Source organism: Microbacterium sp. 05N427 (assembly GCF_056397105.1).
This window is the reverse complement of sequence record NZ_JBFTMT010000001.1, coordinates 1-23987: the sequence shown is the minus strand read 5'-3', so window position 1 is coordinate 23987 and position 23987 is coordinate 1. Positions and strand designations below refer to the sequence as shown.

Below are 23987 nucleotides of genomic sequence, written 5' to 3'. Positions count from 1 at the left end.
TGCGTCGCGCCCCGATGGACGAACCATCCACCCTCCCGGACAGGAATCATCATGGGAACGACCGTCTTCGAACGACGGCAACCGAGCGCCTCGGTCATCGAGCGCTCACTCGAGAACACCGCGCATGCCGCGTTCTGGCTCGACGACGTCGAACGACCCGCCTTCCCGGCGCTGTCGGGTGAGGTGCGCGCCGACCTCGCGATCGTCGGCGGCGGGTACGCGGGGCTGTGGACTGCGATCCGCGCCAAGGAGCGCGACCCGCAGCGCAGCGTCGTGCTGCTCGAGGCCAACCGGGTGGGCTGGGCGGCGTCCGGGCGCAACGGCGGGTTCTGCGAGGCGAGCCTCACGCACGGCGAAGAGAACGGCATGAACCGCTGGCCGGACGAGATGGCGCAGCTCGAGCGCCTCGGGCGGGAGAACCTCGACGGCATCCAGGACGCGGTCGAGCGCTACGGCATGGACGTGGACTGGGAGCGCACGGGGCAGATGGCCGTGGCCGTCGAACCGCATCAGATCGAGTGGATGGAGGGCGAAGACTTCCTCGACGAGGCCGCCGTGCGCGCCGAGGTCGCCTCGCCGACCTACCTCGCCGGATCGTGGGACCGCACCGGGTGCGCGATGGTGCATCCGGCCAAACTCGCGTTCGAGCTCGCACGGGTCGCCACCGAGCTCGGCGTGCGGATCTTCGAGCGCACCCGCGTCACGGGCGTGAACGGCAAGGGCGTGCAGACCCTCACGGCCGAGAGCGGGTCGGTCGTGGCCGACCAGGTCGCGCTCGCCACGAACGTGTTCCCCTCCCTGCTCAAGCGCAACCGGCTGATGACCGTACCCGTCTACGACTACGCGCTCATGACGGAGCCGCTGACGGCCGAGCAGTACGAGGCGATCGGCTGGAAGAACCGGCAGGGGCTCGCCGACAGTGCGAACCAGTTCCACTACTACCGGCTGAGCGCCGACAATCGGATCCTGTTCGGCGGCTACGACGCCGTCTACCACTTCGGCGGCAAGGTGCGCGAGGAGTACGAGGACCGGCCGGAGAGCTTCCGGAGGCTCGCCTCGCACTTCTTCACCACGTTCCCGCAGCTCGAGGGGCTGCGCTTCACGCATCGCTGGGCCGGCGCGATCGACTCGTGCAGCCGGTTCTGCGCCTTCTTCGGCACCGCCCGGGGCGGCCGCGTCGCATACGCGACCGGATTCACCGGCCTCGGCGTCGGGGCGACCCGGTTCGCGGCCGACGTCATGCTCGACGAGCTCGCGGGGCTCACCACGGAGCGCACCCAGCTGGAGATGGTGCGCACGAAGCCCATCCCGTTCCCGCCGGAGCCTGCGGCCTCGGTCGGGGTCAACCTCGTGCGCGCGGCCATGAACCAGGCTGATCACAACCAGGGCCGGCGCAACCTGTTCCTGAAGACGCTCGACGCCGTCGGCATGGGGTTCGACTCGTGACCGCGCTGCCCGTCGCCGGCACCGCCATGACCGGCCTCGTCCTCGCTCACGAGCCGCTGCCCGCGGACGAGGTCGTGTCCGGCGCTCCGACCACGGCCATCGCCGTGCTCGACGACACCGGCGATCGTGAGATCGGCATCTGGGAGATGACGCCGGGCACCGCGACCGACACCGAGGTCGACGAGCTCTTCATCGTGCTGTCGGGGCGGGCGAGGGTCGTGTTCGAGGACGCGGCGCTGCCTGATCTCGAGGTCGGCCCCGGATCCGTCGTGCGCCTCGCCGACGGCATGCGGACCACCTGGACGGTCACCGAGACCCTGCGCAAGGTGTACATCGCCTGAGTCCCCCGGGAGGGAGTCCTCCGGGAGGCCTTCTCGGAGGGCGCACGCGGGAATAGACTCAGCGCGGGGACCTCATCCGCACGCCAGGTGGCGCGGCGTTGTGCTGGGCCGACGCGGGGATGACAACCCCCTGGGCTGGGGCTCATCATGTTCGAGAAACTCATGGCGACGGCCGTCCTTCCGGCGACGGACCTCGATCGCGCCAAGCGCTGGTGGCACGACGTCCTCGATCGCGATCCGATCTACACGGACGCCGCATCGGAGAACCTCTTCTATGACGTCGGCGGTGCCGTCGTGCTGGTGTACCGCACGGCCTTCGCGGGCACGGCGAAGAACACCGCCCTCAACCTCGTGACCGACGACCTCGAACGCGATGTGGCGGCGCTGCGCTCGCGCGGGGTGGAGTTCCACGAGTACGACTTCCCAGGGCTCAAGACCGTCGACGGGATCGCGGACCTCGGAGACGAGCGCGGCGCGTGGTTCAGCGACACCGAGGAGAACATCATCGCGATCGGCGAACCGTCGCCTGAGATGCGGGAGCGCGTGATGGGCGGGGTGCGCGCGGCGGAGTGAGTCGATCCGTGGGCGGTGACGACGCCCGTCACCGCCCGTGGGCGAGCAGTGCCAGATGCAGTGCCGACAGGGTCTCGCCGTCGTCGAGATCGGCGCCCAGCAGATCCGCGATCAGGGCGAGACGCTGGTAGAACACAGAGCGGGAGAGGTGTGATGCGCTCGCCGCCGCGGTGCGGTTGCCCGGGTGTGCGACCACGGCGCGCAGCACACGGAGCAGGTCGCCGTCCGTGGCGTCGTCGTGGCGGATGAGCGGCGCGAGCAGCCGCGCGCTGTGCTCCTGGAGCCGGTGATCGCCGCTGAGTTCGGCGGCGAGGCGCGCGAGCGGCCGGTCGGCGACGCGCAGCAGCTCCCCTGGTCCGGCCTGTCCGGCGAGGCGCCGCACGACCGGGATCGCGGCGAGCAGCTCTGCCGTCGTCGCGGCGGGATCGCTGACGGCGCCCGAATCCAGCACTGCGACGAGCGGATCCGGCAGCCGCGTCCCGGAGGGCAGCGACACGAGCAGGATGCGCTCGGATCCGACGTCGGCCGTGAGGGTGCGGGCGTCGGCCGTCCCCTTCGCGTCGGTCCACTCGTCGCGCCCTGAACGCGGCGACGCCCCCGTCATCGACACGGCGACGAACAGGGACCGCCCGCGCACGGGGAACCCCGACGACTCCAGGCGCGCCTCGACATCGGCGACCGTCACGTACCGCTCGCCGAGCAGCGCGGCGATCAGCCCCTCGGCTCGCAGTCGTGCCCAGGCCCCCTCGCCGTCCGCAAGACGCGACAGAGCGAGCGCCGTGGCGGCCTGCTCGAGCACCGTCGCCGGCCCCGCAGGATGCGGCGGTCCTGGCAGCGCGACGAGCTCGCCCCATCGCGTGCCCCGGGCGGCGACCGGCACGCGCGTCCACTCCGGCGGCAGGCGGCGAGACCGCCCAGCCCAGCCGGCCAGCACCTCTGCTTCGGCGAGGTCGAACGGGTCGGCGACCACGACCTCGTGCGCGAGATCCTCCAGCACGACCGGCGCCCGCAACGCCCGCGCGGTCTCCCGCACGACCACCTCGACCGGCGCGCCCCGCAGGCTCAGTCCGGTGAACAGCTCGTGCAGTCGCTGCCGCTCCTGGAGTGCCTCGACCTGGCCGGCGATGATGCGGCGGTGCACCTGCTCGGTGACCGCGACGAACTTCACCTCGCGGTCGAGGGTCACGAGAGCGAGGTCCCGCGCACGGCAGGCCGCGACGAGAGGCGGCGGGACCACGGCGAACCGCGTGCCGAGCTCCAGCACGATACCGGCGAGACCCGCATCGGCCAGCTCGTCGACGAGTCGGGTGAGGGCGTCGGCGGATCCGGGCCAGCCGGCGCCCGTCGTGAGCAACAGCTCCCCGCCGTCGAGCAGGGCGGCCACCCGTTCGCTGTCGGACACGTGCACCCAGCGCACCGGCACGTCGACGGATCCGGCCAGCACCTCCGGGATCCCTGCCTGCAGCGAGGCGACTTCGAGGGCGTCGGCGACGGTGGGGAGGCCGGGGTCGCCCTTCGTCTCGCTCCGCTCGCTCAGGGACCGGTGTGAGTCGCTTTGCTCGTTGGGGAGGGCGGGGTCGCCCTTCGTCTCGCTCCGCTCGCTCAGGGACCGGGGGGTCTCGCTTCGCTCGCTCAGGGACCGGGTCGGACGATCTGTCCGAGGGGAGGGGAAGTCCAGACGATCTGAGGGCACGGATCCATCCTCTCCTTTGCCAGCATGGGAGGACAAGCCCGCGGACGCGTCCGATCAGAGTGTCCGGATCCGCGTCTCGACTCATCGATCCCCGACCCGAGGAGCATCACGTGACTGTGATCCGCCACTTCATCGACGGCGCCGACACCGGCGCGACCGAGCGCACCGGCCCGGTGTACAACCCCGCGACCGGCGAGGCGCACCGCAGTGTCGCCTTCGCAAGCGCCGCCGAGGTCGAGCAGGCCATCGCAGCCGCCAAGGCCGCACTGCCGGCCTGGCGCGCGACGAGCCTGATCAAGCGCGCCGACGTGTTCTTCCGGTTGCGCCAGATCCTCGCCGAGCGGACGCCCGAGCTCGCTGCGATCGTCACGAGCGAGCACGGCAAGGTGCTCTCGGACGCCGCGGGCGAGGTCTCCCGCGGCATCGAGAACGTGGAGTTCGCCGCCGGTCTCGTGCACCTGCTCAAGGGCGAGCGCGCCGAGCAGGTGTCCCGCGGCGTCGACGTGCACTCGGTCAAGCAGCCGGTCGGCGTCGTCGCCTGCATCACTCCCTTCAACTTCCCCGTCATGGTGCCGCTGTGGATGGTCGCCTCGGCGATCGCCTGCGGAAACACGGTCGTGCTGAAGCCGAGTGAGAAGGACCCGTCCGCGGCGATCTGGCTCGCGAAGGCGTTCCAGGAGGCCGGACTCCCCGACGGCGTGCTCAACGTCGTCAACGGCGACAAGGTCGCGGTCGACACCCTGCTCGACTCGCCGGACGTCAAGGCGGTCAGCTTCGTCGGATCCACCCCGATCGCGAAGTCGATCTATGAGCGCGCCTCGGCGAACGGCAAGCGCGTGCAGGCGCTCGGCGGCGCGAAGAACCACATGGTCGTCATGCCCGACGCCGACATCGACGGTGCTGCGGCCGCCGCCGTCTCCGCCGCTTACGGGTCGGCCGGCGAGCGCTGCATGGCCGTCTCGGTGCTGGTCGCCGTGGGCGAGGTCGCGGATCCACTGATCGCGTCGATCACCGAGAAGGTGCAGAACCTGCGCATCGGCGACGGAACCGACGCCGCGAGCGAGATGGGGCCGCTGATCACCCGCGAGCACCGCGATCGCGTCGAGTCGTATGTCACGGGCGCCGCGGGCGAGGGCGCCACGGTGCTCATCGACGGGACGAAGCGCATCGCCGCCGGCGAGCGCCTCGACGAGAACGGCTTCTTCACCGGGATCAGCCTCATCGACGGCGTGAAGCCGGGCATGAAGCTCTACGAGGACGAGATCTTCGGTCCGGTGCTCGGCGTCGTGCGCGTGGACAGCTACGCGGAGGCGGTCGAGCTCGTCAACGCCCACCAGTTCGGCAACGGCGTCGCCGTCTTCACGCGCGACGGCGGCACCGCACGCCAGTTCGAGTTCGACATCGAGGTCGGCATGGTCGGCGTCAACGTGCCGATCCCGGTCCCGGTGGGGGCGTTCTCGTTCGGCGGCTGGAAGGCGTCGCTGTTCGGCGACTCGCACATCTACGGCCCCGAGTCGATCCACTTCTACACGCGCTCCAAGGTCGTCACCACGCGCTGGCCCGACAACACACCGGCGCAGGTCGACCTCGGCTTCCCGAGCAACCACTGACGCGGAAAGGATCCGAGACCATGAGCACCCTCACCGACACCGCTCACTACACCGACCGGCACGGCGCCGTGCACCCGCTGCCGGCCGCCGACGCCGAGGCGCAGGTGCGCGCCGACGACCGCGCCCACGTGTTCCACTCCTGGAGCGCGCAGGCGCTCATCGACCCTGTGCCGGTGGCTGCGGGCGAAGGATCCACGTTCTGGGACTACCAGGGCAACGCCTATCTCGATTTCTCGAGCCAGCTGGTGAACCTCAACCTGGGCCACCAGCAGCCCGATCTGGTCGCCGCGATCCAGCAGCAGGCGGGTCGTCTCGCCACGATCCAGCCGTCGATCGCGAACGACGTGCGCGGTGAGCTGGCCCGGCTCATCGCCGAAGTCGCCCCCGAAGGCATGGAGAAGGTGTTCTTCACCAACGGCGGCGCCGACGCGAACGAGTACGCGGTGCGCATGGCGCGCACGGCGACAGGGCGCCGCAAGGTGCTGTCGATGTATCGCAGCTATCACGGCTCCACGTCCACCGCGATCTCGCTGACCGGCGACCCGCGGCGATGGGCGAACGACTCGGTCGACAACGGCACGGTGCGGTTCTTCGGCCCCTACCTATACCGCACCGCGTTCCACTCGTCGACGCTGGCGGAAGAATCGCAGCGCGCGCTCGAGCACCTCGAGCAGACGATCCAGCTTGAGGGGCCGAACACGATCGCCGCGATCATCATCGAGACGGTGGTCGGCACGAACGGCGTGCTGGTGCCGCCGCCGGGCTATCTGCAGGGCGTGCGGGACCTGTGCGACCGCTACGGCATCGTGTACATCGCCGACGAGGTGATGGTCGGCTTCGGGCGCCTCGGCGAGTGGTTCGGCATCGACGCGTTCGACGCCAAGCCCGATCTCATCACCTTCGCGAAGGGCGTGAACTCGGGCTACGTGCCGCTCGGCGGCGTCGTGATCTCAGACCGGATCGCCGCAGCGTTCGACAACGTCTCCTTCGCCGGCGGGCTCACCTATTCGGGCCACCCGCTGGCCTGCGCGGCCGGTGTCGCGACCTTCGAGGTGTTCCGCCGCGACGGGATCCTGGAGCGCGTGCGCGACCTCGGATCCCGGATCGTCGAGCCGACGCTGCAGGCGTGGGCCGAGAAGCACCCGAGCATCGGCGAGGTGCGCGGGCAGGGCCTGTTCTGGGCCGTGGAGCTTGTGCGCTCGAAGGAGACCCGCGAGCCGCTCGTGCCGTTCAACGCGGCAGGGGCCGACGCGGCGCCGATGGGCGCGTTCGCCGCGGCGGCGAAGAAGGGCGGCGTCTGGCCGTTCACCCACTTCAACCGCATGCACGTGGCGCCGCCGCTCGTGATCACCGAAGACGAGCTGGTCCGCGGTCTCGCGGTGCTCGACGAGGCGCTCGACGTCGCGGACTCCTACACCGACTGAGCCGCGCTGGGGGCGCGCCCGGATCCCGTCCCTCGTGGGCGGGATCCGTGGTGTTCGGGGCAGGTCGGGTGTTCGGGGGCGGATTCCTCAGACCGCGACCGGATCCGGATCCGCGACACGGTCGATCAGCCAGCCGTCTTCGATGCGCAGCACCGTGGAGACCGACAGGTTCTCGGGGCCGGTGGCGAGGTGCTCGAGGTCGGCGCCGAGGCCGTGCAGCAGAGTCAGGATCGTGATGCCGCTGGTCACCACGAGCACCTCGGATCCGGCGCCGGCGACGTCGTGCAGCGCCGCGGTCGCGCGTCGGGCGACGTCCGCGGGGGCCTCGGCGAGCGGATCCTTCTCGGCGAGCGCGTCCAGCGTCGCGATGAACGGATTGTCGGCCGCCGCATGCGCCTGCATGAGCCGGAAGAACTTGCGGGCGCGCACGGCCTCGAGCCGCCCGAAGCAGAGCTCGCGCCAGCGCGGGTCCTGCTGGGCCTGCAGCCCGGATCCTGCCGCGTCGAGCAGCCGGCTCGCGGTCTCGCGGTGCCGGATCCCGTCGCCCGAGAAGGCGGCGTCGAACGTTACTCCGGCGGCGGCGAAGTCGAGCCCGCGTGCCGTCGCCTGCTCGCGGCCGAGCGCGGTGAGCGGCGCATCGGACCAGCCCTGCATGCGCTCAGCCTCGTTCAGCATGCTCTGCCCGTGCCGCACCACCCAGATCCGCGTCATGCTCTCAGCCTAGGCAGTCCGGCTCCGCCCTGTCCGAGGTCGGACGGCTCGCGCCGCGACCGGTCGTTCACAGCGCCGTCTCGAACGGCCAGCCGGTGTACGCCTCGGCGAGATAGCGGCGGCCGGCCTCCGACTCGGTGACCATCCGCAGCTCGCCGCGCTGCCGGCGACGGTCGAAGCCGGAGGCCTCCGGGGTGCTGTGCAGCAGGCTCGTCATCCACCAGGAGAAGTGCTGCGCCTTCCAGATGCGCCGCGACGCGGCCTCGGGGTAGGCGTCCAGCGGACGCTCGTCGCCGCCCTGCAGCAGCGCCCTGATCGCCCGGTTCAGCAGCACCACGTCGGCGACCGCGAGGTTCATGCCCTTCGCGCCGGTCGGTGGCACCGTGTGCGCGGCATCGCCGACGAGCACCGTGCGCCCGCGGCGCAGCTCGTGCGACACGAAGCTACGGAACTTCAGCACGTCGCGCTGGATGATCGGCCCCTGCTTCAGGGTCGTGCCGGGCACGCGCTTCTGAAGCTCGTCCCAGATCCGGTCGTCGCTGAAGCCCGCCGCGTCCGTCGACGGATCGCACTGGAAGTACATCCGCTGCACGGTCTCGCTGCGCTGGCTGATCAGGGCGAAACCGTCGTCCGAACTGCTGTAGATGAGCACGTCGTTGCTCGGCGGCGCCTCGGCGAGGATGCCGAACCAGGCGAACGGGTACTCCCGGAAGTAGCTGGTGCCGGATCCGCCGGTGACGGTCCGCCGCACGACGCCGCGCGAGCCGTCAGCCCCGACCACGAGGTCGGCCTCGATCTCCAGGGCGGTCCCGTCGGCGTCTGCGGCGATCACCCGCGGGCGGTCGGAATCGGGATCTTGGACGTCGGTCGCGGTCATGCCGAACCGGATGTCCTGGCCGGCCGCGAGGCGCGCCGCGATGAGATCCTTCAGGACCTCGTGCTGCGGGTACAGCCACACGCTGCGCCCGCAGAGGGCGGGGAAGTCGAACCGGTGGCCCTCTCCGTCGAAGCGCAGCTCGATGCCGTCGTGCCGATGCCCGTCGGTGAGCACGCGCGTGGAGGCGCCGGTCGTCGTCAGCAGGTCGACGGTGCCCTGCTCCAGGATCCCGGCGCGGATGGTGCGCTCGATCTCGGCGCGGGAGCGCTGGTCGATCACGACGGATTCGATGCCCGCCTCAGCGAGCAGGTGCGAGAGCAGCAGTCCTGCGGGCCCCGCGCCGACGATGGCGACGCGGGTGCGGATGGTGGCGGTCATGAGTCTCCTTCGACCGCGCCAGCTTCGCCGAGCCGCCGGCGCACCAGGCGCTCTTTCTCATTGAACAAGATTCAGAGCGCCGGCCACCACGCCGGATCCGTCCACAGGCCGAGCTCCTGCTCGAGCGCGGCGCCCACGCGGAACACCGTGGCGTCGTCGAAGGTGCGCCCCACGATCTGCACGCCCGTGGGCACGCCGTTCGGAGCGATGCCGGACGGCACGGCGAGCACGGGAACCCGGCCGATCACGTTGAACGGCAGCGTCATGAGCTGCGCGAACACCGCGGCGCTGTCGGTGCACGGCTCTTCGGCGTCGAGGCCCGTGGTGGCGATCGTGGGGCAGAGGAGCGCGTCGAAGCGCTCCATGAGCTCGCCGAACGGCCGGTAGAACGCGGATTCGGCCTCGAGCCCCGTGACGAAGTCCCCGCCGTTCGCCGCCGACTCCGCGAACGCACGGGTGTACGGCATGAGCAACGCGGTGCGCTCGGGATCCCCGTCCGCGATGCTCTCGATGAACGGTCCCATCACCGCGCCGAAGTGCGGCCAGGCGGTCTCCAGCACCCGCCCGGGGCCCCACGGCAGATCGACCGGCTCGACGGTCGCGCCCGCCGCGCGGAGCGCCGCGACCACGGTCAGGGTGTTCTCCTCGATCGCCGGATCGACGGCGTAGCCGCCGAGGTCCATGCAGACGGCGATCCGCATCCCCGCGAGGGACTCCACGGCGCCCGACACCGTGACGGCCTCGCGCAGCGATGCCGCGTCGCCCGCCCACGGGCCCGAGATCACGTTCTGCAGCAGGGCGACATCGGCGACGCTGCGGCCCATCGGCCCGTCGGCGCAGTACGTGTCGGAGTTGAAGGGCGCCATGCCCGGAACGCGGGCGAACGGCGGCTTGAACCCGACCACGCCGCAGAACGACGAAGGGATCCGGATCGATCCGCCGATGTCGGATCCGGTCGCGAGGATCGTGGATCCGGCCGCGAGGACGGCGCCGGATCCGCCCGACGATCCGCCCGGCGTGAACGCCGTGTTCCACGGGTTGCGCGTCACGCCCCACAGCGCCGTGTGGGTGACCGGGGCGCAGCAGTACTCCGGCGTCGTCGTGCGGCCGTGCACCACCGCGCCGGCGGCCTGGATCCGCTCCACGATCGGGTGCGTCTCGTCTGCGACGTGCCCGCGTTCGAGCAGACTGCCCTCCTCCGCGGTGCGGCCGGCGATCGGCTGCTCCTCCTTGAGCATCAGCGGGATGCCCTCGAGCGAGCCCGTGGTCTCGCCGCGGGCGAAGCGCTCCTCGGAGGCCGCGGCCGCGGCGCGCGCCTCATCGAGCCATTGCTCCGTGACGGCGTTGATCACGGGTTCCGTGGCCACCGTGCGCGCGACGACCGCGTCGAGCAGTTCGACGGGGGACAGCTCGCGACGGCGGAAACGCGCGGCGGCTTCGGTGGCGGTGAGGTGGTGCAGTTCCATGGGAGTTCCTTCGTGGAGAGGGCCATGTCCCACTTCTGGTCCCGGAATGTGCTTCCGGAGGGCCGAAATCGGGACATGGTGGGGCCGAAAGTGGGACACGGACGGACCGCGGCCCGGGACCAGGACACGGACGGACCGCGGCCCGGGACCGGGGCAGCCCGGACCCGGGACCGGTCAGGCAGGGACGGGGACCGAGTCCAGCAGCAGGCGGGTGTATTCGTGCTGCGGATTCGTGAGGATCTCGGCTGTCGTGCCGCGTTCCACGATCTCGCCGCGGCGCATCACCAGGGTCTGTTCGCAGACCCTGCGCACCACGGCCAGATCATGGCTGATGAACAGCAGCGTCAGGCCCTGTTGGCGGCGGATCTCGGCGACCAGGTCCAGCACCTGCGCCTGCACCGAGACATCCAGGGCGCTCGTGGCCTCGTCCATCACCAGCAGGTCGGGCTCGATCGCGAGGGCGCGGGCGATCGCCACGCGCTGCCGCTGTCCGCCGGAGAGCGTCTTGGGCCGGGCGACCGCGTGCTCCTCGCCGAGCCCGACGGCCGTCAGCAGTTCGAGGGCCCGCTCGGCGGCGGCGGCCTTGTCGAGACCCGCGTGCAGCCGCAGCACGTCGCCGACGGCCTGGCCGGCCGGGATCCGTGGATCCAGTGACAGGTACGGATCCTGGAAGACCATCTGCACGCTCTTGGCGCGGGCGAGACGCTCGTCCCGCCCGATCGCGTGCCCGGTGATCCCGCGTCCGGCGATGGAGATCGTGCCGGTGTCGGTCTGCTCCAGGCCCACGATCATGCGGGCGAGCGTGGACTTCCCGGATCCGGATTCGCCCACGACGGCGAGGGCTCCGCCCACCGGGATCTGCAGGTCCGCGTCGGCGACCGCGTGCACCTCGCCCCGGCCGCGCACGCGGTACGTCTTCGAGACGCCGACCACCTCGACCATCGCCGCCGAGGGCGCATCGGACGCCACTGCTCCGTCGTCGCCGGTCAGCCGCGGTGTGGCCGCGACCAGCCGCCGCGTGTACTCCGCCTCGGGGGCGCGCAGCACGTCGAGCGCAGGACCCTCCTCGACGACGGCACCGTCCTTCATCACGACCAGCCGGTCGCACAGGGATCCGGCGAGGTTGAGGTCGTGCGTGATGAACAGCATGCCCATGCCGCGTTCCGCGCACAGCTCGCGCAGCACCTGCACGATCTCGGCCTGCGTGGTCACGTCGAGGGCCGTGGTGGGCTCGTCGCAGACGAGCAGGCGGGGCGAGGTCGTCAGTGCGCCCGCGATCATGACGCGCTGGAGCATACCGCCGCTCAGCTCGTGCGGGTGCTGGTCGAGATGCTCGGCGGGGTACGGCAGCCGCACATCGGCGAGCAGGTCGGCCGCCCTGGCCCTGGCCTTCGACCGCGACCAGCCGTCGTTCAGCCGCAGCGCCTCGGTGAGATGATCGCCGATCGTGCGCATCGGGTTGATGCCGGCGCGCGGATCCTGGAACACCATCGCCGCGTCGGACCGGCGGATCGCGCGGAGCGATCCGGGGGACAGCGGCGACCGGCCGTCGGCCGAGCCCGCGCCGCCGATCCAGACGGACCCGCCGATCACGGCACGGTCGGGGGTGAGGCCGAGCACGGTGCGGGCGGTGAGGGACTTGCCGGATCCGGACTCGCCGACGAGTCCCACGGTCTCGCCGGGGGCGACGGAGAGCGAGATCCCGTGCAGCAGGCGGCGGCCATCCGGGAGGTCGAGCGTCAGGTCACGGATGTCGAGAAGCGCGGTCGCGGACGACGGTGCGGACGAGCCGAGAAGCGTGGAGCCGGTCATGCGGGGATCTCCCCTCCGATGCGGTCGGAGAGATCCTCGCCGACGATGTTGACGGCGACGACCACGAGCACCACCACGACGGCGGGCGCGATCGCCGGAAGGAACTGGCCCGCGGCGATGCCGGCCTGGGCTTCGTTGATCATCGCGCCCCAGTCGGCCGTCGGCGCCTGCACGCCGAGGCCGAGGAAGGAGAGCCCTGCGAGCTCGGCGAGCACGTAGCCGAAGTTCAGGGTCGACTGCGCGCCCACGATCGGCGCGATGTTCGGCAGCACCCGGCGCACCGCGATCCACGACCCGCCGAATCCCTGCACGCGGTAGGCCGCGACATACGGGCGCGTGCGTTCGGCCGCCACGAGCGACCGCGTCAGGCGCGCCACGAACGGCGCGTACGAGATGCTCATCGCGATCACCGGCGCGACCAGCCCCTTGCCGAACAGCGCGACCGCCATCATCGCGATCAGCAGCGAGGGGAAGGCGAACAGCACGTCGAAGATGCGGCCGAGCACCGCGTCGATCCAGCCGCCGCGCCAGCCCGCGAGCAGGCCCAGCAGGATGCCGAGGATCGTGGAGAACACCACGACGAGCAGCGGACCGAGCAGGGCCGTACGGCCGCCCCAGATGATGCGGCTGAGCAGGTCACGGCCCAGCGAGTCGGTGCCGAGCCAATGCGCGGCGGACGGCGGGGCATAGAACGCGGTGAAGTCGACCGCGTCCGGATCGAAGGGCGCGACCCAGGGGGCGAGGATCGCGGCGAGCACGACGACGGCGAGGACGACGAGGCTCGTGATCACGATGCCGCGACCGCGCATCTTCTTCGGCATGCGCAGCACGCGTACGGCCAGGGTGGGGGCTGAGGAGGTCATCTGGCACCAGCTCCTGCGGCGGATCGCGGGTCGATCCAGGGTTCGAGGACGTCGATGATCGCGTTCACGACGACGAAGGCGGTGACGACGAGCAGGACGATCGCCTGCACGACGGGGAAGTCGAGGCGGTCGACGGAGCCGACCAGGAGGGAGCCGATCCCGGCGAGACCGAAGGCCTGCTCGACGATCGAGCTCGCCACGATGAGTCCGGCCACGAGCACCCCGGACACGGTGAGGATCGGGCCGAGCGCATTGCGCAGCACGTGCCGGCGGATCACGGCGACGCGGGGGATGCCGCGCGAGGTGGCGACCTCGACGTGGTCGCGGTTCAGCTGCTCGACCATCGCCGAGCGGGTGACCTTGCCGACCAGCACGATGAACACGATCGCCAGGGCGATCGACGGCAACACCAGGTGATAGGCCATGTCCCAGAACCCGGATCCCGATCCGAAGGAGGGGAACCAGCCCAGCTGCACCGAGAAGATCGCGATGAGCACGATGGATCCGACGAACGAGGGGATCGCGCCGAGCACAGTGAGCGTGATCAGGATCCCGCGGTCGGCCGGGCGCCCCTTGTTCAGCGCCGCGAGTGCGCCGCCGATCACGCCGACGACCGCGATGATCGCCCCGGCCATGACGACGAGGGTGAGCGTGACCGGCAGCCGGTCGCCGAGCACCTGGGTGACGTCCTGGCGGAACTGCAGCGAGCGGCCGAAGTCGCCGTGCAGCACCCCGCCGATCCAGCGCAGATACTGCTCCCACGGGGGCAGATCCAGGCCGTACTGCGCGGTGACGTCGGCGATCGCCTCCGGTGAGGGCTTGCGGCCGCGCAGCAGGAAACGGATCGGGTCGCCGGGGACGAGGAACCGGGAGAAGAAGACGAGGAGCGAAGCGAGGAAGAGGGTGAGCAGCAGCCCGCCCAGCTTCCCCGCGACGCGGCGGAGAGTGCTCATGGCGTCACCTGTGGTCTCGGCCGTCTCCGGAAGCGGCGCAGAACGTGCGTCGTTCCCGGAGGCGGCTCATCGGATGGAGGAGGCGGGTCAGCGCTTGCCGATCTGGGCCGCCCACGGGTAGTAGAGGAACGCCATCGACGGGTCGAGGCCGGTGATGCGCTTGCCGAGGAACAGCGGCAGCGGACCGGAGGCGATCGGCAGCCAGGGCAGTTCCTCGTTCGCGATCTGCTGCGCCTTCGCGGTCAGCTCGCTGCGCGCGGCGGGATCCATTGTGCCGACGGCCTTGTTGACGACCTCGTCGAAGGCCGGATCGCTCCAGCCTCCGTAATTGCTGAAGTCCCCGGTGCGCAGCACCCCGTACATCTCGAGGGCGTCGGGGCTGGACAGGTACCAGACCGTGTAGAACAGGTCGACGCCCTCGCGCGCGCTCGGGTCGCTGAACAGTGCGGTGTACTGCGCGGGGCTCACCGTCTTGATGGTCAGCTTCAGGCCGATCGACTGTGCGGCCGCCATGGTCGCCTGCGAGACGACGGAGAAGTCGTTGCCGATGGGCGACGTCACGTAGACGAGTTCCTTGCCGGTCGCGCCGGCCTCCTCGACGAGCTTCTTCGCCGCGGCGACGTCCTTCTTGTAATGGGTGACGTCCTCGAAAGCGGCCTTCTTCGCGGCATCGGACGCGGATCCCCAGACCAGCTTCGTGGTCAGCACGTCCGTGGTCTCGCCGATGTTCTGCGACGCCCCCTTGAGGATGCCAGGCCGATCGAGTGCCATCATGAGCGCCTGGCGCACGCGCTTGTCGCCGAGCACGCCCTTCATGTTGCTGATGACGAGGTCGCTCGTGGCGGTGGAGGGGGCGTACAGCACGTCGCCCTTGCCCGAGGCCTGCAGCTGCGCGGCGGACTCGAGCGGGATCATCCAGGATCCGTCCACGCTCCCCGACTTCATCGCGTTCACGCGCGCGGTGGCGTCGGGGATGATCGAGAACGTCACCTTCGCCGACTTCGCACGCAGGTCCTTGTCCCAGTAGCCGTCATAGCGCTCCAGCGTGAGGGACTCGCCCGACTTCCACTGCTTCAGGGAGAACGGACCCGTGCAGTTCACGAGGCCGGTCGAGTTGCCGTAGTCCTTGCCCTTCGCCGCAAGGGTCGCAGCCGACTCGATGACGCCGGCGGATCCGCCCATGCCCTGGTTGAACTGCGAGTCGGGGATCTTGGTCTTGACCGTGACCTCCATCGGCCCGGTCTGCGTGATCGAGTCGACGTTCTGGTACACGGAGAACCAGCTGGATCCGACCTGCGGATCCATGATCCGCTGCATCGAGGCGACGGCGTCGGCGGCGGTCAGCGGCGTGCCGTCGTGGAAGGTCACGCCGTCGCGGATCTCGTAGACCCAGGTGAGCGGGTCGGGGTTGGAGAAGCTCTTCGCGAGTCCCGGGCTCAGCGTGTAGTCCGGGTTCAGGCGCAGCAGCGACTCGCACACGTTGGCGAGCACCTGGTTGTCGGGGTAGTCGAACGCGTAGGCGTAGTCGAGCGTGGCGGGCTCCGCGTACAGCGCGAACGAGTAGGCGTCGATGTCACCGGTGGCGGCGGCCGTCTTCGTGGTGAGCTTCCAGTCCGACCCGGCGGATCCGCTGGAGGCGCCGCTCGCGCCGCCGGAGCAGGCGGTCAGGGAGGTCACGGCGACCAGGACCGCAGCCCCCAGCGCGACGGCGGAAGTGCGCCGGGCGCCGGCGGAACGGCGCCGGGGGACGACGCGGGGAAGGCGGGTTCGGGTCATGACGGCTCTCCTTCGAGCTCGGTGCGGGTGGTGTTCTCGGGGGCGGCGGACCCCGCGGCGGTGGCGAGGGCGCTCTCGGCGGCGTACACCCGGCGCCCGTCGATCCAGGTCTGCACGACTCGGCTGCGGAAGATCTCCTCGGCCGGCACGTCGAACGGCGACGGATCCAGCACGACGAGGTCGGCGCGGTAGCCGGGACGGATGCTGCCCGTGTCGTGGTCGCGGTGGTTGACGTACGCGGTGCCGGATGTGTAGGCGGCCAGTGCGGTGGCGAGGTCGATCCTCTGCGCCTCCCCTGCGAGCGGCGGACGCTCGGAGCCCGGGAACGCCCGGTTCACGGCGACATGCACGGCGTCGATCGGGGCCGCACTGGAGACCGGCCAGTCGCTGCCGGCGGCGAGCTTCACCCCCGCGCGCACGAAGTCGCCGAACGGGTAGTGCCGCGCCTCCTGGCCGTCCTGCAGGAAGGGCAGCGTGAGTGTGTCCATCTGGTCCTCGTGCGTGGCCCACAGCGCCTGGATGTTCGCGACCGCGTCGAGTTCCGCGAACCGGGGCACGTCCTCCTCGGCCACGACCTGCAGGTGTGCGAGGTGGTGGCGGCCGTCGGTGGCGCCGTTCGCGTCCCTGGCGTCCTGCAGCGCATCCAGGGCCTCGCGCACCGCGCGGTCCCCGAGCGCGTGCATGTGCACCTGCTGGCCCGCCGCGTCGAGCGCCGTCACGTACGCGCGGAGGCGTGCCGGTTCGATGAAGCTCAGCCCGTGGTTGTGCGTGTCGTGCCCGTGCGCATCGCGGTACGGGGTGAGCATGGCGGCGGTGTGGTTCTCGGCGACGCCGTCGACCATGATCTTGGTGGTGCCGATCTCGAGGCGCTCTGGCGCTCCGAGCTCGGAGATCCGCCGCCGCTCTGCGACCATGTGTGCGACCTGCTCGATGCCGCCCTCGCGCGCCCACCACTGGGCGCCGGTGACGTGCACGGTCAGCGTGCCTTCGGCGATCGCGCGCTCGTAGGCGGGGAGCGGATCCGCGATGCCCGCGGCGCCGCCGCCGACCATGGCATCCTGCCAGCCGGTGATGCCGAGAGCGATGAGCTCCTCCTGGGCGCGCAGCAGGCCGCGGTACCGCAGGTCCTCGCCGGTCACCGGGCGTACGTCGCCGAACAGGTCTCCGGCGCCCTCGTGGAAGGTGCCGGCCGGGGAGCCGTCGGCCTCGCGGATGATCACGCCGTCGGCGGGCTCCGGGGTCGCGGCGGTGATGTCGGCGAGCTCGATGGCCGCGGTCGACGCCCACAGGCTGTGGTGGTCGCGGCTGGCAAGCAGCACGGGTCGGCCGGGGGCTGCGGCGTCGAGCAGGTCGCGGGTCGGGTTGCCGCCGGGGAAGCAGTCCATCGACCAGCCGCCGCCGAGGATCCACTCCTCGTCGGGGTTCGCCTCGGCGTAGGCGCGGACGGCGGCCACCGCCTCCTCGGCGCTCTCGGTGCCGCTGAGGTCGCACTGCAGCAGTTCGACCCCGCCGCCGACCGCGTGGATGTGCGCGTCCTGGAAGCCGGGGCTCAGCAGAGCCCCGCGCAGGTCGATGAGCTCGAGGGAATCGGCGGGCTCCGTGCCGACGAACGCGGCCAGCTCGGACTCGGGCACGATCCGGTCGATGCGCTCGTCGCGCACGATGACGGCCTGGCCGAGCAGGGGGGATCCGGATCCGGTGAACACCGATCCGCCGTGGAAGACGCGCGTCGTCATCATCCGCCTTTCGTCGTTGAAGCAGGGCCGAATGGCCGTGGGATGCGATAAAGCTAACGAGAGTCAAGGGTGATGTCAACACTGTTGACTAAAGCGATGACAGCGCGTTGCAGGCGTGGCACGATAGAGGCAGGAGGGGATATGCCACCGAAGAATGCCCGTCGCGGCGGGGACATCGACGATGCAGTGCCGATGCGTCCGCGTCTGGATGCGGGCGTGATCGTGTCCGCGGGGCTGGAGCTGGCGGCGTCGGGGGCGGCGTCGATCTCGGTGCGCGAGCTCGGCACGCGGCTGGGCGCGGATCCGACCGCGATCTACCGGCACTTCCGCAGCAAGGACGACCTCATGCGGGCGCTGCTGGACGACATCACGCAGCGCGCGGTCGTGACGGTCGACCTGCCCGTCGAGGACTGGCAGGGGCGCCTGCGGGCGCTGGCCGGGGCCACGCTGGATCTGTACTCGACGTATCCTGCGGTCGGCGCGGAGGCGACGACGCTCACCACCCACGGCCCCGGCGAGCTCAGCGCGATCGAGCTCATGCTCGAGGCGTTCACCACGGCAGGTCTCAGTGAGGCCGACGTCGTGCGCCACTATGCGCTGCTCGCGTCGCACGTGCTGTCGACCGCGGCGGGCATCGCGAGGGCCAGGGCCGACCGCGGCGACGACGACCTCGACGGCCCGTGGTTCGACGAGCCACCGCTCGCGGATCCGCGCAGCCATCCCCGGATCGCGGCGCACACGGTCGCGCTCGCCTCGCTGCGCGACCGCGATCTGTTCTTCCTCGGGGTCGACCTCGTCCTGGAGTCCGCCGAGCGCGCCGCCGCCCGCTGACGCCGGCTTCGCCGGCCGGGCCCGCCTGTGCCCTGCTGTGGCTTGCTGTGGCTTGCGGTGGTCTGCTGTGGCCTGGGTCGCAGTATCTGCTGCTCAGACGCCGCGGAAAGCGCCGGAACTGCGACCCAAACGGCGGGCTTGCGCCGGAACTGCGACCTGGGCCCGGGGCTTGCGGCGGAGATAGTTTTGTGACAAAACTAGGCTTCGACGGCGAGGGTGCCGGGAACAGGAGCAGATCGATGCGGATCGGAATCATCGGCGCGGGGATCGGCGGGCTCGCCACCGCGCTCAGTCTGGAGGCCGCCGGCTTCCGCGACATCACGGTGCATGAGCGGACGGACCGGATCCGCGGTCTGGGGGTCGGGCTCAACCTGCTCCCGCATGCGATCCGCGAGCTCACAGAGCTCGGCCTGCGCGACCGCGTCGAGGCGCTCGGCGTCGCCCCCGAGACGCTCGTCTACATGAACCGTTTCGGCCAGCACATCTGGAGCGAGCCGCGCGGACTCGCCGCCGGTTACCGCTGGCCGCAGCTCTCCGTGCACCGCGGGCGACTGCAGCTCTCCCTGCGTGACGCGGTCGTGGAGCGCCTCGGTGACGTGATCCGACTCGGCCATCGCCTCGTGGACGTGCAGGGCGAGGACGACGGATCCGAGACGGCCCGATTCGCGACCGCGGACGGCGAGATCACGGCGACCTACGACGTGGTGATCGGGGCGGACGGGATCCACTCCGCGCTGCGCGCACTGCGTTATCCGGCCGAGGGTGCTCCGCCGTGGAGCGGGCTCACGCTGTGGCGCGGGGTCGCCGACGCGCCGGTGCTCGTCGACGGCCGCACGATGATCATGGCGGGCGACGGCGAGCAGAAGTTCGTCGCGTACCCGCTGGGTGCTCCGCAGAACGGGCGCCAGCGGCTGAACTTCATCGCCGAGCAGCGCGGCACCGGCCCCTTCGAGAGCCTCAAAGACCGTGCGGACTGGAATCGCGCCGTGGATCCGGGGCCGATCGCCGAGCTCTTCGCGGACTGGACGTTCGACGGCCTGGACGTGCCGGCGATCATCGCGAACGCGGAAGAGATCCTGGAGTATCCGATGGTCGACCGCGATGCGCTGCCGCAGTGGACCTTCGGGCGCACCACGCTCGTCGGCGACGCCGCGCACGCGATGTATCCCAACGGTTCGAACGGCGGATCCCAGGCGATCCTCGACGCGCGCACCCTCGCGTTCCACCTCGGCACCGCGGTGCGTGCGGCCGATGCGGCGGACCGCGCCGCCGGCGGCGCGGGCGGCTCGGCGGAGAGCGCGGCGGGCGACTCGGCGGAGGGCGCGGCGATCGACGCGGCGCTCGCCGGCTACGAGGAGGCACGCCGCCCCGCGATGACCGCGCTGCTGGCCGGCACCCGTGCGACCGGTCCGGAACGGGTCATGCTGCTCGCAGCCGAGCGCGCCCCGCAGGGTTTCGCGCACATCGATGACGTGATCCCGCGGAACGAGCGCGAGGAGATCGCGAACGCCTACAAGCGCGCCGCGGGGTTCGCCCCGTCGATCCTCAACGAGCGCGCTTCGCTCAGCGTCGGGGATCCGGCGTGAGCGGCCGTTCGGGGTCCGCCGACATGACCACCGGCGACCCCGAGAGCCGCCTCGCCGCGGTCATCTCGCCGTTGCGGCGCACCCTGCTCGCCGCGGCGCGCGAGCGCGGAGAGCTGCCCGACATCCCCGACGCGCAGATCGAGATCGTGCGCGCGCTGCTGCCGTCCTCCGGCGGTGCGGAGCGAGGGCCGGCCGAGCTCGCGGAGGCGCTGCACCTCAACCGCTCCACGGTCAGCAACCTGCTCGGCGCGATGGAAGCCGACGGCCTCATCGAGCGGCGCAGCGCCGAGGGCGACGGCCGCCGGGTCGTCGTCTCCCTGTCGGCGCGCGCGCTCGACCTTTTCGGGCGTTTCGACCAGACCGCGGGTGAACTCCTGCGGGATGCGCTGGCGAGTCTGGATCCGGGCGATCGCGCGGCCGTCACCGCTGCGGTCCCGGCCCTCGAAAAGCTCGCCGCCGCGCTGCGAGGGGGTGTGCGGTGAGCGACTTCTTCGCAGAGCTCCCGGATCCCCGGTTCGAGCCGGCGTTCGATGTCACGGTGCAGGTCGGTCCTCCGCGAGATCACGGCGTCACGTCGGCCGGACACCGGCGCGTGGTGCCGATCCTCGGCGGGCGGATCACGGGATCCCTCGACGCCGAGATCCTCCCCGGTGGATTCGACCGGCAGCTGATCGCGTCCGATGGCACGATCGGTATCGACGCCGAGTACTCCGCCGTCGCGGCCGCGGGGCCTCTGCTCATCCGCACGCGCGGGGTGCGCAGCGGGTCGGCCGACGTCCTTGCCCGGCTGGGTCGTGGTGAGCCGGTGGATCCGGGCGAGTACTACTTCCGGACGACCTTCGAGGTCGAAGCGGCTGCTCCCGAGTTCGCGGACCTGCAGCGCAGGCTCTTCGTCGCGGTCTGCCGCCGGGACGGATCCGAAGTCCGCTATCGGGTGCACCGGGTCGACTGAGTCGCGCACCGCCCGGTCGGCGCCCCGCCTCAGGCGGGTAGGAGCTCGCCCACGAGCTGCTGGATCCGTCGGCGGATCTCGTCGCGGATCGGCCGCACGGCCTCGATGCCCTGGTCCGCCGGGTCGTCGAGCGTCCAGTCCTCGTAGCGCTTGCCGGGGAAGAACGGGCACGCGTCGCCGCAGCCCATCGTGATGACGACATCGGAGTCCTGCACCGCCTCCGTGGTGAGGACCTTGGGCTGCTCCGCGGCGATGTCGATGCCGAGCTCGGCCATCGCGGCGACGGCGACGGGGTTGATCTGCTCGGCGGGCAGGGATCCGGCGGAGCGAACCTCGATGCGGTCGCCCGCGATCTCGCGCAGGAAGCCCGCGGCCATCTGGGAGCGGCCCGCGTTGTGCACGCAGACGAACAGCACGGCGGGGGTGGCTTCGGCGGTCATGCGTCTCCTCGTTTCCAGGTTCAGCCTACGGCGACCGGGCGGGCGCCGATCTGAAGGACGGGGGCGGCGCAGCAGCTTCCGCCGGTCGTGTCGAAGTCGCCGGATCCTCCGCACACCCCGGTGGCCGGGAGAGCGAGCTCGTTGCGGGCCGCGGCCTCCAGGTCGCCGGCGAGGTGCGCGACCACGCTGCGGACCTGCTCGTAGCCGGTGAGGGCGAGGAAGGTCGGTGCGCGGCCATAGCTTTTCGCCCCGACGATGAAGAACCCGGATTCCGGCTGCGCGAGCTCGCGCGCGCCGGTTGCGCCGACGGATCCGCACGAGTGGATGTTCGGATCGATCTCGGCGGCGATTCCGGCCACCGCCTCCAATGCGGGGTCGAGGTCGATCCGCAGCTCGGTCAGGAAGGACGTGTCGGGGCGGAAGCCGGTGAGCGCGAAGACGTGGGCGACGCCCGGGATCTCGCGCCCGTCGCCGGCCACGACCGTGACGCCGTCCGCACCAGGGCGGAACTCTGCCACGCGGAACCCGGTGACCACCTCGACGAGACCCTTCTCCATGGCCCGCCGCGCGCGGACGCCGAGCGCGGCGCGCTGGGGCAGGGCGTCGCCGTCGCCGCCGCCGAACACGGATCCCGTTCCGCCGCGCCGGAGCACCCAGCTGACCCTGGTCCCCGGCTCCGTGCGCGCCAGCTCGGTGAGGCGGAGCACGGCGTGTGCGGCGGAGTTGCCGGCGCCCACGACGAGCACGTGCTTCCTCGCGAGAGCCGATACGTCGTCGGGGATCCGGTACGAGATCCGATCGCCGGCCGTGCGTTCACCGAGCGCCGGAAGGCCGTCGGCGCCGGCCGGACCCGGTGCCGACCAGGTGCCGGACGCGTCGAGGACGGCCTTTGCGTCGATGCGCCCCTCCCGTCCGTCCGCGCTGACGGTGTGCACAGTGAACGCGACCTCGCGGCGACCCGAGTCGACGACCCGATCGCGCTCAGCTCTGGCGATGCCGGTCACCGCGGTGCTGGTGCGGACGCGGTCGCCCAGGGCCCTGGCGAGAGGATCGAGGTAGAGGTCGATCCATTCCCGGCCGGTCGGGTACCCCTCACTCGGGGTGTCCCAGCCGGTGCCGTCGAGGAGCCGTTGCGCTGCGGCGTCGATGAGTTCCGGCCATCCTGAGAACAGTCGTACGTGTCCCCATTCCGAGACAGCCGAGGCCGCGCTGTCGCCGCGTTCCAGGACGACCACGTCCTGCCCGCGCTCGACGAGATGAGCGGCGGCGGCGAGGCCCTGGGGGCCTGCACCCACGACGACGACAGGCAGGTCGGACATCTGCACTCCTCGGATCGGGAACAGCATCAGATTGAAGAACATCAATGCGACTACGGTCCATCATCTATCGATGAATGTCAATACGTGGAAGGATGGGCGCATGACGCTCCCCGTGACCATCGTCGCCGGCGACGCCTGCGCCGACGGTGACGCCTGCTGCGCCACCGGGCGCGAGCCCCGGGTCGGGGTCGAGGAGGCCGAGCGGATCGCGCGCGTGTTCAAGGCGCTGGGGGATCCGACGCGCGTCAAGCTGCTCTCGCTCATCGGTGCCGGCGAGGGTGGCGAGGCGTGCATCTGCGATCTCACCGAACCGGTCGGGCTCTCTCAGGGCACGGTCTCGCATCATATGAAGCTGCTCGCCGAGGCCGGGCTCGTCACGCGCGAGCAGCGCGGCAAATGGGCCTACTTCGCGATCGCCGAGGGTGCGCTGGACGCTGCCGCGGCCTCGCTTCGGACGCTCTGACCGCGCTCCGCTGCTCTGGCTTCGCTCTGGAGGCTCTGACTTCGCTCTGGAGGCTCTGACTTCGCTCTGGAGGCTCTGGCTTCGCTCCGGCTGCTCTGGCTTCGCTCTGGAGGCTCTGGCGCTCTGGCCGCGCCCTGGTGCTCTGGCCGCGCTCTGGTGCTCTGACTTCGCCCTGGCGCTCTGGCCGCGCTCTCAGGTGCTCCGACCGCGCTCTGGTGCTCTGGCCGCGCTCTGGTGCTCTGGCTGCGCTCTCAGGTGCTCCGACCGCGCTCATGGGCGAGGGGCCGGGTGGCCCGCACTGGTCAGAATCCGGAGGGTTCGGGGTCCGGTTCCGGGGGTGGATCCGGGTCGTCGATGGTGAATGTGACGGGTGCGGGTGGCCGGTCGATGTAGGCCACCCCGGTGGGGCTGGTCCATTCCAGGATCCCTGCGCCGTGTTGTTTCACTGTCCAGGTGGTTTGGTGTTTGAGGACGTGGTGGCGTCGGCAGAGTCCGCCGAGGTTGCCTTCTTCGGTGGGCCCGCCGTGGGCGGCGTCGATGGTGTGGTCGAGGTCTTGGGTGCGGGGTGGGAGTCCGCAGGTCGGGAATCGGCAGCGGGAGTCGCGGGCGTGTAGGAGGCGGCGTAGGTCGGTGTTGGGCCGGTAGTGGTCGACGGCGAGGATCGCCCCGGTGATCGGGTGGGTGAGGACTCGTTCCCACGCGGTCGCCCGGCCGGTGAGGGTGCGGGCGGTGTCGGT

22 protein-coding genes are annotated in these 23987 nt (G+C 71.1%); 10 read left to right on the top strand and 12 right to left on the bottom strand.

Annotated features, from left to right (window positions below; all coding sequences use genetic code 11):
* The first annotated feature begins 51 nt into the window (after positions 1-51).
* The 3 genes from AC1DG4_RS00110 (at position 52) to AC1DG4_RS00100 (ending at position 2360) form a co-directional block, all read left to right on the top strand.
* The gene (locus AC1DG4_RS00110) at positions 52-1446 is read left to right on the top strand and encodes an NAD(P)/FAD-dependent oxidoreductase (protein WP_477382195.1); all 1395 of its coding nucleotides are present in this window, start codon (positions 52-54) and stop codon (positions 1444-1446) included.
* Positions 1443-1787: a cupin domain-containing protein gene (locus tag AC1DG4_RS00105; RefSeq protein ID WP_477382194.1), complete on the top strand. Its 345-nt coding sequence runs from the start codon at positions 1443-1445 to the stop codon at positions 1785-1787. The genes AC1DG4_RS00110 and AC1DG4_RS00105 overlap by 4 nt, the downstream gene beginning before the upstream one ends.
* Positions 1788-1934: 147 nt before the next feature.
* Positions 1935-2360 carry a VOC family protein gene (locus AC1DG4_RS00100; RefSeq protein WP_477382193.1) on the top strand — a complete coding sequence of 142 codons (426 nt, stop codon included), beginning with the start codon at positions 1935-1937 and terminating at the stop codon, positions 2358-2360.
* Between the two features lie 28 nt (positions 2361-2388).
* Here the strand turns inward: AC1DG4_RS00100 and AC1DG4_RS00095 are convergent, their stop codons facing one another.
* Positions 2389-4053 carry a PucR family transcriptional regulator gene (locus tag AC1DG4_RS00095; RefSeq protein ID WP_477382192.1) on the bottom strand — a complete coding sequence of 555 codons (1665 nt, stop codon included), beginning with the start codon at positions 4051-4053 and terminating at the stop codon, positions 2389-2391.
* 110 nt (positions 4054-4163) lie between these two features.
* On the opposite strand from AC1DG4_RS00095, the gene AC1DG4_RS00090 reads away from it, so the two are divergent.
* On the top strand, positions 4164-5663 hold the full coding sequence (locus AC1DG4_RS00090) for a CoA-acylating methylmalonate-semialdehyde dehydrogenase (RefSeq protein WP_477382191.1): 1500 nt from the start codon (positions 4164-4166) through the stop codon (positions 5661-5663).
* Between the two features lie 20 nt (positions 5664-5683).
* Positions 5684-7087, top strand: a complete 1404-nt coding sequence (locus tag AC1DG4_RS00085; protein WP_477382190.1) for an aminotransferase class III-fold pyridoxal phosphate-dependent enzyme — start codon at positions 5684-5686, stop codon at positions 7085-7087.
* An 87-nt stretch (positions 7088-7174) separates the two neighbouring features.
* Here AC1DG4_RS00085 and AC1DG4_RS00080 read toward each other — a convergent pair whose 3' ends face one another.
* From AC1DG4_RS00080 to AC1DG4_RS00045, 8 genes are all read right to left on the bottom strand, one after another.
* On the bottom strand, positions 7175-7798 hold the full coding sequence (locus AC1DG4_RS00080; protein ID WP_477382189.1) for a histidine phosphatase family protein: 624 nt from the start codon (positions 7796-7798) through the stop codon (positions 7175-7177).
* A 67-nt stretch (positions 7799-7865) separates the two neighbouring features.
* A complete protein-coding gene (locus AC1DG4_RS00075; RefSeq protein WP_477382188.1) occupies positions 7866-9053 on the bottom strand; it encodes a 4-hydroxybenzoate 3-monooxygenase in 1188 nt (395 codons plus the stop codon).
* A gap of 71 nt (positions 9054-9124) precedes the next feature.
* Positions 9125-10519, bottom strand: coding sequence for an amidase (locus AC1DG4_RS00070; RefSeq protein ID WP_477382187.1), 1395 nt, complete (start codon positions 10517-10519; stop codon positions 9125-9127).
* Between the two features lie 174 nt (positions 10520-10693).
* On the bottom strand, positions 10694-12331 hold the full coding sequence (locus AC1DG4_RS00065; protein WP_477382186.1) for a dipeptide ABC transporter ATP-binding protein: 1638 nt from the start codon (positions 12329-12331) through the stop codon (positions 10694-10696).
* Positions 12328-13194, bottom strand: a complete 867-nt coding sequence (locus AC1DG4_RS00060) for an ABC transporter permease (protein WP_477382185.1) — start codon at positions 13192-13194, stop codon at positions 12328-12330. Before AC1DG4_RS00060 ends, AC1DG4_RS00065 begins: the two co-directional genes overlap by 4 nt.
* Positions 13191-14147, bottom strand: a complete 957-nt coding sequence (locus tag AC1DG4_RS00055) for an ABC transporter permease (protein WP_477382184.1) — start codon at positions 14145-14147, stop codon at positions 13191-13193. The genes AC1DG4_RS00060 and AC1DG4_RS00055 overlap by 4 nt, the downstream gene beginning before the upstream one ends.
* An 87-nt stretch (positions 14148-14234) precedes the next feature.
* Positions 14235-15923: an ABC transporter substrate-binding protein gene (locus AC1DG4_RS00050; RefSeq protein WP_477382183.1), complete on the bottom strand. Its 1689-nt coding sequence runs from the start codon at positions 15921-15923 to the stop codon at positions 14235-14237.
* Positions 15920-17659 (bottom strand): amidohydrolase, encoded by a 1740-nt coding sequence (locus AC1DG4_RS00045; RefSeq protein ID WP_477382182.1) that lies wholly within the window; start codon positions 17657-17659, stop codon positions 15920-15922. Before AC1DG4_RS00045 ends, AC1DG4_RS00050 begins: the two co-directional genes overlap by 4 nt.
* A gap of 141 nt (positions 17660-17800) precedes the next feature.
* Between AC1DG4_RS00045 and AC1DG4_RS00040 the strand changes: the two genes are divergently transcribed.
* The 4 genes from AC1DG4_RS00040 (at position 17801) to AC1DG4_RS00025 (ending at position 21028) form a co-directional block, all read left to right on the top strand.
* Positions 17801-18490, top strand: coding sequence for a TetR/AcrR family transcriptional regulator (locus tag AC1DG4_RS00040; RefSeq protein ID WP_477382181.1), 690 nt, complete (start codon positions 17801-17803; stop codon positions 18488-18490).
* Between the two features lie 239 nt (positions 18491-18729).
* Positions 18730-20076 (top strand): flavin-dependent oxidoreductase, encoded by a 1347-nt coding sequence (locus AC1DG4_RS00035; RefSeq protein ID WP_477420408.1) that lies wholly within the window; start codon positions 18730-18732, stop codon positions 20074-20076.
* On the top strand, positions 20073-20558 hold the full coding sequence (locus tag AC1DG4_RS00030; RefSeq protein ID WP_477382179.1) for a MarR family winged helix-turn-helix transcriptional regulator: 486 nt from the start codon (positions 20073-20075) through the stop codon (positions 20556-20558). Before AC1DG4_RS00035 ends, AC1DG4_RS00030 begins: the two co-directional genes overlap by 4 nt.
* Positions 20555-21028 (top strand): DUF3237 domain-containing protein, encoded by a 474-nt coding sequence (locus AC1DG4_RS00025; protein ID WP_477382178.1) that lies wholly within the window; start codon positions 20555-20557, stop codon positions 21026-21028. Before AC1DG4_RS00030 ends, AC1DG4_RS00025 begins: the two co-directional genes overlap by 4 nt.
* 29 nt (positions 21029-21057) lie before the next feature.
* Here the strand turns inward: AC1DG4_RS00025 and AC1DG4_RS00020 are convergent, their stop codons facing one another.
* Positions 21058-21468, bottom strand: a complete 411-nt coding sequence (locus AC1DG4_RS00020) for an arsenate reductase ArsC (RefSeq protein ID WP_477382177.1) — start codon at positions 21466-21468, stop codon at positions 21058-21060.
* Between the two features lie 20 nt (positions 21469-21488).
* Positions 21489-22787, bottom strand: a complete 1299-nt coding sequence (locus AC1DG4_RS00015; RefSeq protein WP_477382176.1) for an FAD-dependent oxidoreductase — start codon at positions 22785-22787, stop codon at positions 21489-21491.
* Between the two features lie 100 nt (positions 22788-22887).
* Between AC1DG4_RS00015 and AC1DG4_RS00010 the strand changes: the two genes are divergently transcribed.
* Positions 22888-23250, top strand: a complete 363-nt coding sequence (locus AC1DG4_RS00010) for an ArsR/SmtB family transcription factor (RefSeq protein ID WP_477382175.1) — start codon at positions 22888-22890, stop codon at positions 23248-23250.
* Positions 23251-23552: 302 nt separating this feature from the next.
* Here the strand turns inward: AC1DG4_RS00010 and AC1DG4_RS00005 are convergent.
* A partial coding sequence (locus AC1DG4_RS00005; RefSeq protein ID WP_477421025.1) for an HNH endonuclease signature motif containing protein occupies positions 23553-23987 on the bottom strand: 435 nt, incomplete at its 5' end.

Bases quoted from the DNA above. Each gene is read 5' to 3' on its own strand.
- AC1DG4_RS00040 (WP_477382181.1), top strand. From the start codon at position 17,801: ATGCCACCGAAGAATGCCCGTCGCGGCGGGGACATCGACGATGCAGTG.
- AC1DG4_RS00020 (WP_477382177.1), bottom strand. From the start codon at position 21,468: ATGACCGCCGAAGCCACCCCCGCCGTGCTGTTCGTCTGCGTGCACAAC.
- AC1DG4_RS00060 (WP_477382185.1), bottom strand. From the start codon at position 13,194: ATGACCTCCTCAGCCCCCACCCTGGCCGTACGCGTGCTGCGCATGCCG.
- AC1DG4_RS00055 (WP_477382184.1), bottom strand. From the start codon at position 14,147: ATGAGCACTCTCCGCCGCGTCGCGGGGAAGCTGGGCGGGCTGCTGCTC.
- AC1DG4_RS00045 (WP_477382182.1), bottom strand. From the start codon at position 17,659: ATGACGACGCGCGTCTTCCACGGCGGATCGGTGTTCACCGGATCCGGA.
- AC1DG4_RS00015 (WP_477382176.1), bottom strand. From the start codon at position 22,787: ATGTCCGACCTGCCTGTCGTCGTCGTGGGTGCAGGCCCCCAGGGCCTC.
- AC1DG4_RS00085 (WP_477382190.1), top strand. From the start codon at position 5,684: ATGAGCACCCTCACCGACACCGCTCACTACACCGACCGGCACGGCGCC.
- AC1DG4_RS00100 (WP_477382193.1), top strand. From the start codon at position 1,935: ATGTTCGAGAAACTCATGGCGACGGCCGTCCTTCCGGCGACGGACCTC.
- AC1DG4_RS00050 (WP_477382183.1), bottom strand. From the start codon at position 15,923: ATGACCCGAACCCGCCTTCCCCGCGTCGTCCCCCGGCGCCGTTCCGCC.
- AC1DG4_RS00070 (WP_477382187.1), bottom strand. From the start codon at position 10,519: ATGGAACTGCACCACCTCACCGCCACCGAAGCCGCCGCGCGTTTCCGC.
- AC1DG4_RS00010 (WP_477382175.1), top strand. From the start codon at position 22,888: ATGACGCTCCCCGTGACCATCGTCGCCGGCGACGCCTGCGCCGACGGT.
- AC1DG4_RS00080 (WP_477382189.1), bottom strand. From the start codon at position 7,798: ATGACGCGGATCTGGGTGGTGCGGCACGGGCAGAGCATGCTGAACGAG.
- AC1DG4_RS00065 (WP_477382186.1), bottom strand. From the start codon at position 12,331: ATGACCGGCTCCACGCTTCTCGGCTCGTCCGCACCGTCGTCCGCGACC.
- AC1DG4_RS00075 (WP_477382188.1), bottom strand. From the start codon at position 9,053: ATGACCGCCACCATCCGCACCCGCGTCGCCATCGTCGGCGCGGGGCCC.
- AC1DG4_RS00110 (WP_477382195.1), top strand. From the start codon at position 52: ATGGGAACGACCGTCTTCGAACGACGGCAACCGAGCGCCTCGGTCATC.
- AC1DG4_RS00035 (WP_477420408.1), top strand. From the start codon at position 18,730: ATGCGGATCGGAATCATCGGCGCGGGGATCGGCGGGCTCGCCACCGCG.